13 protein-coding genes and 1 riboswitch are annotated in these 15,093 nt (G+C 61.6%); of the genes, 12 read left to right on the top strand and 1 reads right to left on the bottom strand.

From position 1 onward, the window contains the following. Positions 1 to 39: 39 nt before the first annotated feature. Entirely contained in the window at positions 40 to 777 is a 738-nt protein-coding gene (locus tag IDH41_RS28720; RefSeq protein ID WP_190867376.1) for a molybdenum cofactor biosynthesis protein, read from the bottom strand. A 101-nt stretch (positions 778 to 878) separates the two neighbouring features. Here IDH41_RS28720 and moaA point away from each other — a divergent pair, with 101 nt between their 5' ends. From moaA to thiO, 12 genes are all read left to right on the top strand, one after another. Beyond that, positions 879 to 1,880, top strand: coding sequence for a GTP 3',8-cyclase MoaA (gene moaA, locus IDH41_RS28715; RefSeq protein WP_190867374.1), 1,002 nt, complete (start codon positions 879 to 881; stop codon positions 1,878 to 1,880). Between the two features lie 10 nt (positions 1,881 to 1,890). Beyond that, on the top strand, positions 1,891 to 2,364 hold the full coding sequence (locus IDH41_RS28710) for a hypothetical protein (RefSeq protein ID WP_190867373.1): 474 nt from the start codon (positions 1,891 to 1,893) through the stop codon (positions 2,362 to 2,364). Positions 2,365 to 2,399: 35 nt separating this feature from the next. After that, on the top strand, positions 2,400 to 3,851 hold the full coding sequence (locus IDH41_RS28705) for a bifunctional metallophosphatase/5'-nucleotidase (RefSeq protein ID WP_190867372.1): 1,452 nt from the start codon (positions 2,400 to 2,402) through the stop codon (positions 3,849 to 3,851). A 137-nt stretch (positions 3,852 to 3,988) separates the two neighbouring features. After that, on the top strand, positions 3,989 to 5,107 hold the full coding sequence (locus IDH41_RS28700; protein WP_190867371.1) for an HD-GYP domain-containing protein: 1,119 nt from the start codon (positions 3,989 to 3,991) through the stop codon (positions 5,105 to 5,107). 165 nt (positions 5,108 to 5,272) lie between these two features. Next, entirely contained in the window at positions 5,273 to 6,412 is a 1,140-nt protein-coding gene (gene yfkAB / locus IDH41_RS28695) for a radical SAM/CxCxxxxC motif protein YfkAB (protein ID WP_190867370.1), read from the top strand. 76 nt (positions 6,413 to 6,488) lie between these two features. Then, the gene (ytvI, locus tag IDH41_RS28690) at positions 6,489 to 7,520 is read left to right on the top strand and encodes a sporulation integral membrane protein YtvI (protein ID WP_190867369.1); all 1,032 of its coding nucleotides are present in this window, start codon (positions 6,489 to 6,491) and stop codon (positions 7,518 to 7,520) included. Positions 7,521 to 7,606: 86 nt separating this feature from the next. Further along, the gene (locus IDH41_RS28685; protein WP_190867368.1) at positions 7,607 to 8,764 is read left to right on the top strand and encodes a glycosyltransferase family 4 protein; all 1,158 of its coding nucleotides are present in this window, start codon (positions 7,607 to 7,609) and stop codon (positions 8,762 to 8,764) included. Positions 8,765 to 8,831: 67 nt separating this feature from the next. Next, a riboswitch (TPP riboswitch) is annotated at positions 8,832 to 8,935 on the top strand. A 336-nt stretch (positions 8,936 to 9,271) separates the two neighbouring features. Beyond that, positions 9,272 to 11,035, top strand: coding sequence for a phosphomethylpyrimidine synthase ThiC (gene thiC, locus IDH41_RS28680; protein ID WP_190867367.1), 1,764 nt, complete (start codon positions 9,272 to 9,274; stop codon positions 11,033 to 11,035). Beyond that, on the top strand, positions 11,028 to 12,104 hold the full coding sequence (locus IDH41_RS28675) for a ThiF family adenylyltransferase (protein ID WP_190867366.1): 1,077 nt from the start codon (positions 11,028 to 11,030) through the stop codon (positions 12,102 to 12,104). The genes thiC and IDH41_RS28675 overlap by 8 nt, the downstream gene beginning before the upstream one ends. A gap of 23 nt (positions 12,105 to 12,127) precedes the next feature. After that, a complete protein-coding gene (gene thiE, locus IDH41_RS28670; protein WP_190867364.1) occupies positions 12,128 to 12,976 on the top strand; it encodes a thiamine phosphate synthase in 849 nt (282 codons plus the stop codon). 6 nt (positions 12,977 to 12,982) lie between these two features. Next, positions 12,983 to 13,807 carry a thiazole synthase gene (locus IDH41_RS28665; RefSeq protein WP_190867362.1) on the top strand — a complete coding sequence of 275 codons (825 nt, stop codon included), beginning with the start codon at positions 12,983 to 12,985 and terminating at the stop codon, positions 13,805 to 13,807. Next, positions 13,807 to 14,952, top strand: a complete 1,146-nt coding sequence (gene thiO, locus IDH41_RS28660; protein ID WP_190867360.1) for a glycine oxidase ThiO — start codon at positions 13,807 to 13,809, stop codon at positions 14,950 to 14,952. Before IDH41_RS28665 ends, thiO begins: the two co-directional genes overlap by 1 nt. Positions 14,953 to 15,093: the final 141 nt, after the last annotated feature.

Below are 15,093 nucleotides of genomic sequence, written 5' to 3'. Positions count from 1 at the left end.
ACTAAGGCGTGCAGTTATAGCGCTCCGCGTTCAAAGGAACTAAAATTCCGCCAAAGGGGCGGTCGGATCCCATGGGCCGAGCTGATGCCCCTTCCATTCCGAACCGTCCTCCCAAATTTCTTTCTTCCATATCGGCACGATTTGCTTCAATCGTTCGATTGCGTAACGGCTTGCTTCGTAGCAAATGTCGCGATGCGGCGAGGAGACGGCGATGACGACGCTTGTCTCGGCGAGGCCGACGACGCCGATCCGGTGGCTGATGGCGCATAATGCCCCTTGCCAGCGAGCCGCGATTTCGTCGCCGATCTGCTTCATCGTGGCGACGGCCATCGGGGCGTAAGCCTCGTACTCAAGCCGAACCGTGCGCTTGCCTTGCGTCCACTCCCGCGTCGTTCCGACGAACGCGATGGCGGCGCCGTGCTCGGGGACGATAACCTTCGCCAGGACGTCGTCGGAGCGAATCGGCTCGTCCGTCACGACGTAGAGGTCGTCACGCTCGCCGTCCGCCGCCGCTTGAGACTCCTCGCCGCCGGAAACCGGGGGCAGCAAAGCCAGCTCGTCGGTCGCGAGCAGCATTTTGTCGTCGGCCGCATAAGCATGGTTGCAGGCGATAAACGAAACGCGAATCAAAGCCCCGTGTTCCGGATAAGCGGCGGACACCGCCTCCTTCAAGCGCATGGCGGTCATCTGTCCTTCTTCGGATCGAAGGCTTAGGGAGGAAACCCCGATCCGCTCGGGCAAGCCGGCAAACAATTTAATCGACCAAGTATATGTCATGTAATATAACCTCTCATCAATTGTAGTTTAGATGATAATAGAATATCATAATCGGCAAAAAAATGTTATGCTTATAGGTAGACAGAAAGGGAGTGGAGCGCATGCCGGCTTTGACGGACCGTTTTGGACGAGTGCACGATTATTTGCGAATATCCGTAACCGACCGCTGTAATTTGCGGTGTTTATATTGCATGCCGGAAGAAGGCGTTGCGTTTACCGAATCCGAAAATCTGCTTACCTACGATCAAATCGTGGAGGTCGTGGAAGCCGGGGCGAAGCTTGGCATCTCGAAGCTGCGCATTACGGGCGGCGAACCGTTAATCCGTCCCGGTCTGGACGGCTTGATCGGCAGATTGTCGGCCATCCCGGGCATTAAAGACATCGCGCTTACGACGAACGGCGTCTTCCTGGCGAAGCAGGCCGAGGCGCTGCGCGCTGCAGGCCTCAACCGGGTCAATATCAGCCTGGATACGCTGGATTCCGCCAGGTTCCGGTTCATTGCCCGGCGCGGCGAATTAAAGCGGGTCATGGAAGGCATCGAGGCGGCCGCGGCGGCGGGCTTCCGGCCGATCAAGCTGAATTGCGTCCTGCTGAAGGGCGTGAACGAAGACGAGATCGCGGCGTTTCTGAAGATGGCCTACGAGCAGCCGATGCACGTCCGGTTCATCGAATATATGCCGATCGGCCATGCCGACGACAATTGGAGAAAGCATTACTTGCCGCTAACCCGCGTCCTTGAAGTGGCGGAGCAGGAAGGGTATTCGTTCCAGCGGGGTCCGAACGTACGCGGCAACGGCCCTTCCGAAGATTACGTGCTGGAAGGCGGGCGCGGCACGTTCGGGCTCATCCACCCGATCAGCGACCATTTCTGCAGCAACTGCAACCGGCTGCGCTTGACGGCGGACGGCTCGATCAAGCCGTGCCTGTACTGGGTCGACGAGCTGAACGCGAAGGATGCGCTCGGCGATCCGGATGCGATGCGGCGGCTGTTCCTCAGAGCGATGGACATTAAACCGGAAAACCACGAGATGGCCGCCAAGCTGGCGAACGACGCCTTGTCGCATGTGCCGACGGAGCGCCGCATGTCGCAGATCGGAGGGTAAAAGAGAAGCTATGCGCGAAATCACGATCGAACATTACGCGCTCGGCAGCTCCGCGACGACCGCGGAGGCGATGGCCGAGCTTGCGGGCGGGCATTTTCCGATCGCGGACCGGGTGCCGGGGGCGGCCGGCGAGGCATTCGATTGGCATCGCTGGCATAACGCCTGGCTTAAGTCCGCCGGCCGGGAAGAGACGGCCGGGACGGGGACGCCTACGCACCTTGCGGTAGAGGCTGCGGACGGCTTCGAAGCGACGATTCCTTGGGAACAGCTGACGCATGCGGCCGTCTTGTTCGCCGTCGGCAACGAACCGTTATCCGCCGCCGGCCCCATCCGGCTGTATGTGCCCAGCGGAAGCAGCAAATGCTTGAACGTGAAGAGCATCGTCAAGCTGAAGATTGGGCACAATGCTGCAAGCGGGGAAATCGAAGCGTCGTACGGCTTTAAACGGACATTTTCGGCGGATGATCTGCGTATGAAGAAATAGGCGGACACGTAAGCGAGGAGGAGGCATGCAGGAAGTTGTCGGATCGTATACGTAGCGGAGTCGTGCTCATTCACAGCAACGATATCCACAGCAGGCTGGAAAATGCCGCAAAAATAGCGGCCTTCATCGCGGAGGAGCGAAGATTCGCCGGCAGCGACCGGGTCATCGCCGTCGATTGCGGCGACCATATGGACCGGATGCGCGTCGAGACGGAAGGAAGCGACGGCATCGTGAACGTAGAGCTTCTTAACGCCGCGGGCTACGAAGCGGTTACGCTCGGCAATAACGAAGGCCTGACCTACTCGTATCGGGCCATTGCCGAAGCTTACGCGAGCCGTGCGAAATTCGCCGTCGTCTGCGCGAACATGAAGATTGCCGCGACCGGCGAGCCGCCGGAATGGCTGCTTCCGAGCACCGTTATCGAGAAGAACGGCTTGCGCCTCGGCTTTATCGGGGTTACGGCCGCCTTCTCCGAATTTTATTCTTTGCTCGGCTGGGAGTCGACGGATCCCTTCGAAGCGATACGGGAGCAGGCGGCGCTGCTGCGGGGCTGCGCCGACGTCATCGTCGTCATGTCGCATCTCGGCATCGCGTCGGACCGGCAGATCGCGGAGCGGGTAGGCGGGATCGACCTCATCCTCGGCGCGCATACGCATCATCTGCTCGAGGAGCCGCTCGTCATCGGCGGAACGACGATTTGCGCCGCGGGCAAATACGGCGAGTACGTCGGGCGGGTCGAGATCGGGCTCGATCCGATCTCGGCCCGCCCTGTCTTCCGCGCAGCCTGCGTGCCGACGGCCGCCATGGCGGAGCATCCGGAAGCCGCCGCGATCATCGGCGGCTTCCGGGAGGCGGGAGCGCGCCGCCTGAGCCGGGTTATCGCCCGGCTCGACGCGCCGCTGCCCGCCTCGGCCGAGCGGGAGACGCCGCTCGGCAACCTGCTGGCCGCCGGCCTGCGCGGCTGGACCGATGCCGATATCGGCATCGTCAACGCCGGGCAGCTGCTTGGCGGCCTCGCGCAGGGCGACGTGACGGCGGGCGAGCTTCACGCCCTCTGTCCGTCGCCGATCAATCCTTGCCGGATGCTCATCGCCGGCAAGCATATCCGGGCAGCGCTCGAGCAATCGCTGCTGCCCGAATTCATCCGCAAGCCGATCAAGGGCTACGGCTTCCGCGGCGAAGTGCTCGGCACGCTTGCGGTCGACGGCATGACGGTGGAGTACGATTCCTCCCGTCCGGCGATGGAGCGGATCACGGAGGCGCGCGTGAACGGGGAGCCGCTGGACGACGAAGCGCTGTACGCGGTCGGTTCGATCGACATGTTCAGCTTCAAGGCGGGCTACGAGACGCTGGCGAGCGCGGAATCGGTGCAATATTATTTGCCGGAATTCATCCGGGACGTGATCGCTTCCCAATTGCAGAACCGCGAGGCGCTCGAGGACTGCGGGCTGAAGCGCTTCACGGACCGATTCGCGCTTCGCGGGTAAAGTAATACCCGCGCGATCGTTGTCGAAATATAGCATAAAATGGTTGCGATTTTGTCGATTTTCCCTTACATTAACATTACGAACGGCTTTTTCCGATGTAATAGTTAACAGATTATCGTAGGGGAAGGATCGAGAAAATGCGTTTGTTGCCGCTAGCGAAATGCAGGCCCGGAATGAAGCTGGCCAAAAAAATATTTTCTCAAGACGGACTCGTCCTTCTCGGGGAAAAAATAGAGCTGACCGAACGGTTGATCGCCCGCCTTGCGCAGTGCGGAATCGAATATGCGTACATCGCCGATCCGAGAACGGATGACATCGTCCTGCCTTCGTTGATCAGCGAGGAGACGACGCAGCATTCGCTCAGGGAGATCAAAAAAAATTTCCGCTCCATGATGGAGCGCCCGAAACGCGAGAAGGGCGCTACTTATCCGTACATCGCGCAGCCGTTCAAGCAGATGATGAACATGATCATCGACGACCTGTCCGGACATAAGGACGCGATGATCATGCTTCTTGGCATGGGTACGGTCGATCATTACCTTTACCAGCACTCGCTCAACGTCTGCGTTTATACAACGCTGCTCGGCATGTCCCACGGCTATTCCCGGGACGAGCTGACGACGCTCGGCATGGGGGCGCTGCTTCACGATATCGGCAAGACGCAAATATCCGTCGACGTCCTGAAGAAGCCCGGCTCGCTCTCGAAGGAGGAATACGAGGCGATGAAGCAGCATACCCGGATCGGCTACGAGCTGCTCAAGGACGAGCCGAACATGCCGCTGCTGGTGGCGCATTGTGCCCTGCAGCATCATGAGCGTCTCGACGGCAGCGGCTATCCGCGCGGCATCAAGGGCAACGAAATCCACGAATACGCGAAATGGATCGGCCTCGTCGATTCCTACGACGCGATGACGACGAATCGCGTATACAGCGCGCCGATGCTGCCGCATCACGCGATCGAGCGGCTGTACGCGGGTACCGGCACCTTGTACGAGCAGCGCATGCTTCAGCTGTTCCGGGACAAGGTGGCGATCTATCCGATCGGCATCTCGGTCAGGCTTGAGAGCGGCGAGGAGGGCATCGTGTCGGATATCAACTATTCGTATCCGCACCGGCCGGTCATCCGCGTCCTGTACGACGAAGCGGGGGAAGAGCTGAAGTCGCCTTACGAAATCGATTTGTCCAAGCAGCTGACGAAGATGATCGTCGGCGTCAACGAGGATACCGGAGAGGTCCGGCAGGCCGCGGGAATTTAACGGGATACAACTGGATTTTCGCGTCAGGGAGCCGATAAGGCTCCTTTTTTTGAAAAATCGGGACGGAGCGCGAATATTTCCCGGCTTTATTTGCTTCCGCAGGAAGCGGGCAGTACAATAAATAGAGAATGTTTCATTCGAGATCAAGAAGTCAGGTGCTGAAAAATGATTAAAATCCAACCGCTCCAAACCGATATTCCGATGGAGGCTTTGTCGCCGGCGAACGATCCGTGGGATCCGATCCGCTCGCTGCGGCGGTACGGCACGCATCGGCTGACAAGCGTCGAGATGACCGTCTCCAATTTATGCAACATGCGCTGCGAGCATTGCGCCGTCGGCGATACGCTCGTCCTGTCCGAACCCGCCAAGCTGCCGCTGAAGCAAATGCTGGACAGGCTGGACGAAGTCGAGCAGCTTGAGACGATCAGCATTACGGGCGGCGAGCCATCCTTCTCCGAGAAGACCGTGCGCGAATACATGCTGCCGCTGCTTCAATATGCCCGCAGCCGCGGCGTCCGCTCCCAGATCAATTCCAACGTCACGCTTCCATACGGCCGCTATGAGCTGCTCGCCCCCTATTTGGACGTCATGCACATCTCGTTCAACTATACGTCCGCCGAGGACTTTCACCGGATCGGATTCGCCAAGGCCGGCCATCGCGTCTCGTACGAAGCGGCGGCCAAGCTCTACGAGCGGATGATCGACAACGCGCGGCGCCTTGCCGACACGGGCGTGCTCGTGTCCGCCGAATCGATGATCAATTTCCGAACTTACGACAAGATCGACGAGATTCACCGCCTGATCGTCGAGATGGGCTGCAAGCGGCACGAGGTGCATCCGATGTATCCGAGCGCGTTCGCGAAGGATTTGCCCGTGCTGCCGAGAGAGCAAATGCTGCAGGCGATCGATCTGCTGCTGAAGTCGAGGGACAAGTCGGTGTGGATGCTGTTCGGCACGCTGCCGTTCTATCCATGCAGCGGCAATCCGGAGGAACGCCGCCTGCTGAAGCGGCTGGCCGAGGAGCCGAACGTGACCGTGCGCAACGATCCGGACGGCCGCAACAGGCTGAACGTCAATCTGTTCACCGGCGATGTGTTCGTCACCGATTTCTCCGACGTTCCGGCATTCGGCAATATCGCGGACGCCAGGCTGGACGAGCTGTTCGACCGCTGGCTCGATCATCCGCTCGCGCGCAGCGTCAATTGCCATTGTCCCGCGGCGTCGTGCTGCGGACCGAACTTGCTTGTGAAGGACATGTATTACAAGGATGTCGATTTCAACCGGCGCAGCGCCATAATCGACTAATCCGCATGGCGCTGCGATCCGCAGGCTTAAGTTGGACAGCATGTGCATATAGCATTAGAGAAGGGAGGCGGAATTGTTGTCGATCAAGACCATCGTATTTATCGCGTTGGGGCTGTTATTGCTTTATTTGCTTTTTACCGTAGGCGCTCCCTTTCTGCTGGCGCTCGTCGTAGCGATCTTTCTGGAGCCGCTGAATAAGCTGTTCATGAACAAATTCCGCATGAACCGGCTTGTCGCGGCCACCGTGTCGAGCAGCCTGTTCACCGTTATCCTGATCGGCCTGATCGCGCTGCTCGGGGTGAAGATCGCCGCGGAGCTGATCGCCTTCTTCAAGAAGGTGCCGAACTACTTCGAGAACGCGAACGGCATGGTCGACGACCTTATGAACAGGGTGCAGTCGCTCTATCAGAACTTTCCGCCCGACGCGATCGAGACGCTGGAAGGCTGGCTGCAGGGTCTCACGAGCGCGTTAACGAAGATGGTCGGGTCGCTGTCGAACACGGTCATCGCGTTCGCGTCGAGCATCCCGGGGATGTTCATCTTTTTTATCGTGTTTTTGGTCGCCGTCTACATGTTCAGCTTCAGCCTCAACACGATGAAGGCCACCGTTCTGTCGATGTTCGACGAGAAGTCTCGGCCGCAGGTCGACGACGTATTAAACAATTTGAAAAAATCGATTTTCGGATTTTTGCGTTCCCAGTTCATCCTGAGCGCGCTTACCTACATCATTTCATTGCTCGGTCTGCTCGTGCTTGACGTCAAATACCCGCTCGCGATCGCTTTGCTCATCATCATCGTCGACATCCTGCCGATTCTGGGCACGGGTTCGGTGCTCGTGCCTTGGGGGACTTACCTGCTGCTTACCGGCGACGTATTTACCGGCGTAGGCCTCTATATTTTGTTCCTCGTCATTACCGTCTTCCGCCGCATCGTCGAACCGAAAATTCTCGGCGACTCGGTCGGCATCGGTTCCTTGTCGGCGCTGATCAGCCTCTACGTCGGCTTCAAGCTGGTCGGGGTCATCGGGGTATTCATCGGTCCGCTCGTCGTGATCATTTATATGGCCGCCCGCAAGGCAGGCCTGTTTCAAACGAAAATCAAGCTCTAGACGGGAGCCGGAGCGCCGTGACAAACCGTTTGTTCGGAGCGTATGATACTGCAAAATCGCAGAATCTGTAGGAGGAATCCGAACATATGGCCCCAATCAAAGTGGCGATCGTCACGCCCGGCTCCTTCCCGATCCCGTCGCCGGGGAGCAGTTCCGTCGAACGGGTGGTGGAGAAGTTCGCGCCGCTGCTGATGCCTCATGTAGAACCGCGGATTTACGGACGGCTAAGCAAAACGCTGCCCCGCGCCGGGTATTTTAACGGCGTCTTGTGCGAGCGGTTTCCCGCGTTCGATAAAGGACGTTACGCGCTGGCGGCGGCGAGGGCAGTGAGCCGGTTCTCTCCGAATGTCATCGACGTCGAGAACCGGCCGCAATACGTGCCGATCATGAAGCGAATGAATCCAGGCAAGCAGGTCTGGCTTTATTTGCATTCCTCCTCGTTCATCGCGCCGTCTGCCATTTCGCCGGCCAAGCTGCGCCGCTGCTACCGGGCGGCAGACAAAATCATCGTGAACAGCGAGTTTCTGAGAAACGTCGTCGCGGCCAGGTCGCCCGAGGCGGCGGCGAAGCTTCGGGTCATCTATCCAGGCGTCGAAACGTCGCGGTTCCCGTCGCAATATTCGACGGAAGGGGCGGCCAAGCGGGAAGCGCTGCGGCAGCAGAAGGGGCTGGCCGGCAAAAAAGTCGTGCTGTTCATCGGCCGGCTCATTCCGCTCAAGGGCGTCCATCACCTGCTCCGGATCGTGCCGCAGCTGGCCAGGCTGCACCCGGAGCTCGTCGTCGTGATCGTCGGCAGCCCGTTCTACGGCTCGCATCGAAAAACGCCGTATGCCCGCATGCTTGAGCGGCTCGGTCAAGGCAGTCCGGGCCATGTCCGGTTCGTCCCTTATATCCCCCATTCGGAAGTGCCGGGATGGATGCTGGCCGCCGACGTCGCGGTCGTCCCTTCCGGCCAAAGAGAAGCGTTCGGTCTCGTCAACGTGGAGGCGATGTCCTGCGGCGTGCCGGTCGTCGCGACCCGCGCGGGCGGCATGACGGAAATTATCCAGAACGGCGTCACCGGCTATTTGGTTAACCCGAAGCGCATCGAAGCGGAGCTGCTGGAGAAGCTTCACCTGCTTCTCGGCGACAAGCAGCTGCGCCAGTGGATGGGGCTTCGCAGCCGGGAGAGGGTGGAGCAGACGTTCACCTGGCAGCATACGGCGGACCGCTGGATCAAGCTGCTGAAGGAGGGCGAAGACTGAGTTTTTTTGACCGCCCGCGAAATTCGAGGTTGACACTTCACTTGGTAAGACGGTATAGTCAAACAAGGAAATCCACTAGGGGCGCCTTTACGGCTGAGATAAAGCGAAAGCTTTGGTCCCTTTGAACCTGATCTGGGTTATGCCAGCGTAGGAAAGTGGGATTGTGCGTTTATTCATAGGCGCGGGCTGCCTAGCCGCATTTGGCCGAGCAAGTTTGGCCAAATCGGGGAATGCGGCCGCCATCGGGACCGGTCTCTCGCTTTAGGGCCGGTATCGGGTGCCGCGCGTGACGACACATATCAGCCGCTCCTTCGCCGGGGCGGTTTTTTTGCTCTCTCCGAACTTCTTGGCCTCGCGGGCATCGGTTCGGGCGACGGCGGCGCTCCGGCGTGCGAAGCTCCTTTATTTGCGTGAATTCGGGAGCCGGGAAGCGGCGCTACAAACTTTCGTATATGCATGGGCATGCCTCCAGGTGGAATTCTGACTATTCCGTTGGGAGGTTTTTTTATGCCGATTTTAACGACGCCGCTGCCGGGCAGCCGCAAAATTTACGTGACGGGCTCGGAAGAAAGCATCCGGGTGCCGATGAGGGAAATCGCGCTCGAGCCGAGCTCGGGACGCGACGGGGAGGAGCTGCCGAACGAGCCGGTCCGCGTCTACGATGCCAGCGGGCCTTATACCGACGATAGCTACGAGGCCGACGTCCGGAAGGGGCTGCCGCCGCTTCGGAGCGGCTGGATCGAGGGACGGGGCGATACGGAGCGCTACGAGGGACGCGAAGTGAGGCCGGAGGATAACGGCTTCTCCACCGCCGAGAAGGCGACGCAGCGCGGGGCCGAGCTGTTCCCGAATCTAACGCGTCGGCCGCGACGAGCGAAAGCCGGACGGAACGTCACGCAGCTGCACTACGCGCGCAAGGGGATCGTAACGCCGGAGATGGAATACATCGCGATCCGCGAAGGAATGGACCCCGAGTTCGTCCGCGGCGAGATCGCCGCCGGCCGGGCCATCATTCCGGCCAACATCAACCATCCGGAGAGCGAGCCGATGATTATCGGCCGTCATTTCCACGTCAAGATCAATGCCAATATCGGCAATTCGGCCGTCGCTTCCTCGATCGAGGAGGAGGTGGAGAAGATGACGTGGGCGACGAGATGGGGCGCGGACACGATCATGGATTTGTCGACGGGCAAAAACATACATACGACGCGCGAGTGGATCGTCCGCAATTCGCCGGTACCGGTCGGCACGGTGCCGATCTACCAGGCGCTCGAGAAGGTGAACGGCAAGGCGGAGGACCTGAGCTGGGAAGTGTTCCGCGATACGCTGATCGAGCAGGCGGAGCAGGGCGTCGATTATTTCACCATTCATGCGGGCGTGCTGCTGCGTTACATTCCGCTGACGGCAAAGCGCGTGACGGGCATCGTATCCCGCGGCGGCTCGATCATGGCGGCCTGGTGCCTCGCTCACCATAAGGAAAATTTCCTGTACACGCATTTCGAGGAAATTTGCGAGATCATGAAGGCGTACGACGTGTCGTTCTCCCTCGGCGACGGCCTGCGCCCGGGCTCGATCGCCGACGCGAACGACGATGCGCAGTTCGCCGAGCTGGATACGCTCGGCGAGCTGACGAAGATCGCGTGGAAGCATGACGTTCAAGTCATGATCGAAGGGCCGGGCCACGTTCCGATGCACCTGATCAAGGAAAACATGGACCGGCAGCTCGCGGTTTGCGACGAAGCCCCGTTCTATACGCTCGGGCCGCTCACGACAGACATCGCGCCGGGCTACGACCACATTACGTCGGCGATCGGAGCGGCGATGATCGGCTGGTTCGGCACGGCGATGCTCTGCTACGTGACGCCGAAGGAGCATCTCGGCCTGCCGAACAAGGAGGACGTGAAGGAAGGGGTCATCACGTACAAAATCGCGGCGCACGCGGCCGATCTCGCGAAGGGGCATCCGAGGGCCAAGCAGCGCGACGACGCCTTGTCGAAGGCGCGCTTCGAATTCCGCTGGCGCGACCAATTCCACCTGTCGCTCGATCCGGAGCGGGCAATGTCCTACCACGACGAGACGCTGCCGGCGGAAGCGGCCAAATCGGCGCATTTCTGCTCGATGTGCGGACCGAAGTTTTGCAGCATGCGCATTACGCAGGACATCCGGGATTACGCGGCGCGGAGCGGGCTCGAGACGGCGGAGGCGATCGAGGCGGGCATGAAGGAGAAGTCGGAGGCGTTCAAGGCGGCGGGGAGCGCGATCTATGGCTGAGCCCTTCGGGACGGCATGGGGCGACCGTTATTCGCGGCAAATCCGGTTCGCCCCGATCGGCGAAGCGGGGCAGCGGGAGCTCGCCGGCGCGAGCGTCCTGATCGTCGGCGTCGGCGCGCTCGGCGCGGCTCTCGCGCAGCATATGGTCCGCGCGGGCGTCGGGGAAGTACGGCTCGTCGACCGCGACTTCGTCGAGGCCAGCAATCTGCAGCGCCAGACGCTGTTCGACGAAGCCGACGCCATGGCCGCGCTGCCGAAGGCGGTCGCGGCGGCAAGCAAGCTGCGCGCGATTAACGGCGACGTTCGCGTGGAAGCTCGGGTGGCCGACGTGAACGAGGCGAATGCGGCAGAGCTGGCGGACGGCGCGCGGCTCGTGCTGGACGGTACCGACAACGCCGCAACCCGCTTGCTGCTGAGCGACGTCTGCTTCCGGGCACGGATCCCGTTTATTTACGGCGGGGTAGCCGGCGCGCAAGGTATGAGCGCGGCGCTTCTGCCGGGCGAGACCTCGTGCCTGCGCTGCTTGATCGGCGACGCGGACGAAGGAGGCGACACGTGCGACACGGTCGGCGTCCTCGCGCCGGCCGTGGAATTCATCGCCTCGCTGCAGGCAGCCGAAGCGCTCAAATGGCTGACCGGCAATAAGGACGCGATGCGCCGCACCTGGTTAAGCGCCGATTTGTGGTCGTTCCGCCTGCGCGAATCGGCGATGCCCGGCGGCCGCGCCGATTGCCCGCATTGCGGGGCGGCGGAGACGTTGCCGGAATCGGCGGCAGCCGGCGCGGGCGGCCGGCCTGAGGAGGAAATTAGCTCGGCGGCGCTGTGCGGGAGAGATACGGTGCAGGTGACGCTGGGCAAGCCGCTGCCGCTGGACCGTTTGGAGCAAGAGCTGCGGAGCCGGGGGTGCGAGCTGACGGTTAACCGGTATTTGATCCGGGCGAGGCTGGGGAGCGGCGAGACGCTCGTGCTGTTTCCCGACGGCAGGGCGCTCGTGCAGGGTACGGCCGACGCCGCGCATGCCGTTCGGCTGTGCGAAGCGTATGTGCTCGGCCGGAAGCTGCCGGTATAAGAGGGAGAATGGGAGGCATTCGGATGCAGAGGGAGAAGTGGAAGGATTTCCGTCTATACGTCATTACGGCGGAAGCCAATCACCCCGGGAGGTCACTCGTCGACGTCATGGAGCGGACGCTCATCGGGGGCGCGCAAATCGTACAGCTTCGCAACAAGACGGGATCGCGGGCGGAGGTGCTGGAGCAAGCGAGGTCGCTTCGCGCGCTGACGAGGAAGTACGGCGTGCCGTTCATCATTAACGACTATCCGGACATCGTGCTGGAAACGGATGCGGACGGCGTTCATCTGGGACAGGAGGATTTGCCGATCGGCGAAGCAAGGCGCCTGCTCGGGCCGGACCGGATGATCGGCATTTCGACGCATAGCCTGGATCAGGCGCTGAAGGCGGAGCGGGAAGGAGCGGATTATATCGGCGTCGGCCCGGTCTACCCGACCGACACGAAGCCCGGCCGGAAGGCCGTCACGACGAGCTACGTGACGGAAGCCGCTCGTCATGTCACGATCCCGTTCGTCGCGATCGGCGGCATTACGCTCGGCAACGTCGATCGGGTGCTGGACGCGGGCGCGAGGCGGATATGCGCGGTGTCGGCGATCGTCGGCAGCGAGGATCCCGCGGCAGCGTGCCGCTCCTTCCTGAGCCGGATCGAGGCAGCCGACGCCGCGCAGGCGGCCAAGACGATTACTGTGAACGGCCGCGAGGAGCGGACGACCGCGGCGACGGTCGAAGAGCTCGTGCGGCAGCTGGGACAGCAGAACAAGCAGCTCGTCGTCGAGCTGGACGGCCTTATCGTGCAGCGCGCATTATGGGCCGGGACGGAGCTGAAGGACGGCGCGTCCGTCGAGCTCGTTCATTTTGTCGGGGGAGGTTGAGCTTTCGTGATAGATGCATTCGAACAAGACCCGCTTATCATCGCAGGGCGCGAGCTGCGTTCGCGCTTCCTGTTCGGAACGGGTCGGTTCCCGAGTCCGGCCGTTCTGCAGCAAGCGCTTGAAGCCTCGGGCGCGGAGGTCATTACGTTCGCCGTCCGGCGGGTCAATCTGGAAAGCGCCGAGGACGACTCGGTGCTGCAGCATTTCGACGGGAAGCGGATGGCGTACTTGCCGAACACTTCGGGTGCGCGGACGGCGGAGGAAGCGTTGCGGATCGCGCGGCTGGCCAGGGAGGCGGGTCTCGGCAATTGGATTAAGGTCGAGATAAGCGGGGACGTCCGCACGCTGCTCCCGGATCCGATCGAGACGCTGCGCGCGACCGAGCAGCTCGCGCGCGAAGGGTTCGTTGTGCTGCCGTATACGTCGGACGATCCGATGCTGTGCAGGCGGCTGGAGGAAGCGGGCGCCGCGGCCGTCATGCCGGGCGGCTCCCCGATCGGCACGGGTCTCGGCTTGCTGAACCCTTACAATCTGGGCCTCATCGCCGAGCAAGCCGGCGTGCCCGTCATCGTGGACGCGGGCATCGGATCGCCGAAGGACGCGGCGGAGGCGATGGAGCTCGGCGCGGACGGCATCCTCGCGAATACGCCGGTCGCGAAGGCGCAGGACCCGGTAAGGATGGCGCGCGCCTTCAAGCTGGCCATCGAAGCGGGACGGCTCGCCAGACTGGCGGGGCGGATCCCGAAGAAAAAATACGCTTCGGCAAGCAGCGACCTGGCCGGGTCGCTCTACGAGCCGGCTGCGGCGGGACGCGGAGGGGGCGCAGGCTGATGGCGGACTCCATCGTCGTCCTCGGAGGAGGCGTCATCGGGCTGTCGTGCGCGTTCGAGGCGGCGCGCAGAGGGATGAAGGTGACGCTGATCGAGCCCGGAACGACTGGCGGGCAGGCATCGGGGGCGGCCGCGGGCATGCTCGCCCCTTACTCGGAAAACACGGAGCAGCCGGACGCCTTCTTTCAGTTCTGTCTGCGCAGCCTTCGCTTGTATCCGGATTGGATAAGGGACATCGAGGAGCTGTCGGGCATGTCCGCGGAATGGGTACGGAGCGGCAGCTTGAACGTGTTTATGCACGAAGCGGACGTGCTGCCCGTTGAAACGCGCATGCGATGGCAGAACGAATGGAGTGCGCGGGCCGAGCTGGTCGGCGCCGCGGAGCTGCGGAAGCTGGAGCCGAAGCTTACCGCGTCGGCGGTTGCCGGCTTGTATACGCCGAGTGAGAGCCATGTGTATGCGCCGAAGCTGGTCGAAGCGCTCGAGGCGGCGTGCCGGAAGCTGGGCGTATCGGTCGTGGAGCAAGCCGGAGCCCTTCTAGACGCCAGCGTTAACCCGGGGGGCGGCGCGACCGTCCGGTTCAGCCGGCTTGACGGACCGGTGCACGCGGAACGGCTGGTCGTCTGCGCCGGCGCGTGGTCGGGGGAGTACGGCCGCTGGTTCGGCTTGTCCGTTCCGATTCACCCGATTCGCGGGCAAATTTGCTCCTTCGGGCATGCTGCCGGCGAGGTCAGGCATATGGTCTTCTCCAGCCAGGCGTACTGGGTCGGCAAACGAAACGACCGACTTGTATGCGGCGCTTCCGAGGATGTCGCCGGCTTCGAGACGAGCGTGACGGAACGCGGCATCGGCCGGCTCGTCAGGAGCAGCGGCCGAATGTTTCCCCACTTGGCGGGCAAGGAAACGTTGCACCGGTGGGCCGGGCTTCGTCCCGCGACGCGCGACGGGCTGCCGCTGCTGGGCGAGATCGCCGGAACGCCGTCGGTCATTATGGCGGCGGGTCATTACCGCAACGGGATCTTGCTGAGCCCCGCGACGGCTTTCATCGTAGCCGACTTGCTCGAGGGCAAGCGGGTGGAGCCGGCTCTCGCCGCTTTCGCGCCCGACCGGTTCACGCCGGCGGCCAAAATCGGCTTGGGGCATTGAAAAAGCGAAAAAAATCTGCTATATTGAAAACGAGAATCGTTATCAGTATAGCGGATTTTTTTCTACGACGGCACAATCAACGAACAACTGTAACTTGATCCCACTGAGCCTCTAATTGCTGCAGAAAAGTGAGTGGATTGC

It is taken from the genome of Paenibacillus arenilitoris, from assembly GCF_014705655.1.
Taxonomy (GTDB): domain Bacteria; phylum Bacillota; class Bacilli; order Paenibacillales; family Paenibacillaceae; genus Pristimantibacillus; species Pristimantibacillus arenilitoris.
This window is presented reverse-complemented; position numbering and strand designations above follow the sequence as displayed.

Bases quoted from the DNA above. Each gene is read 5' to 3' on its own strand.
- IDH41_RS28720 (WP_190867376.1), bottom strand. From the start codon at position 777: ATGACATATACTTGGTCGATTAAATTGTTTGCCGGCTTGCCCGAGCGG.
- moaA (WP_190867374.1), top strand. From the start codon at position 879: ATGCCGGCTTTGACGGACCGTTTTGGACGAGTGCACGATTATTTGCGA.
- IDH41_RS28710 (WP_190867373.1), top strand. From the start codon at position 1,891: ATGCGCGAAATCACGATCGAACATTACGCGCTCGGCAGCTCCGCGACG.
- IDH41_RS28700 (WP_190867371.1), top strand. From the start codon at position 3,989: ATGCGTTTGTTGCCGCTAGCGAAATGCAGGCCCGGAATGAAGCTGGCC.
- yfkAB (WP_190867370.1), top strand. From the start codon at position 5,273: ATGATTAAAATCCAACCGCTCCAAACCGATATTCCGATGGAGGCTTTG.
- IDH41_RS28685 (WP_190867368.1), top strand. From the start codon at position 7,607: ATGGCCCCAATCAAAGTGGCGATCGTCACGCCCGGCTCCTTCCCGATC.
- thiC (WP_190867367.1), top strand. From the start codon at position 9,272: ATGCCGATTTTAACGACGCCGCTGCCGGGCAGCCGCAAAATTTACGTG.
- IDH41_RS28675 (WP_190867366.1), top strand. From the start codon at position 11,028: ATGGCTGAGCCCTTCGGGACGGCATGGGGCGACCGTTATTCGCGGCAA.
- thiE (WP_190867364.1), top strand. From the start codon at position 12,128: ATGCAGAGGGAGAAGTGGAAGGATTTCCGTCTATACGTCATTACGGCG.
- thiO (WP_190867360.1), top strand. From the start codon at position 13,807: ATGGCGGACTCCATCGTCGTCCTCGGAGGAGGCGTCATCGGGCTGTCG.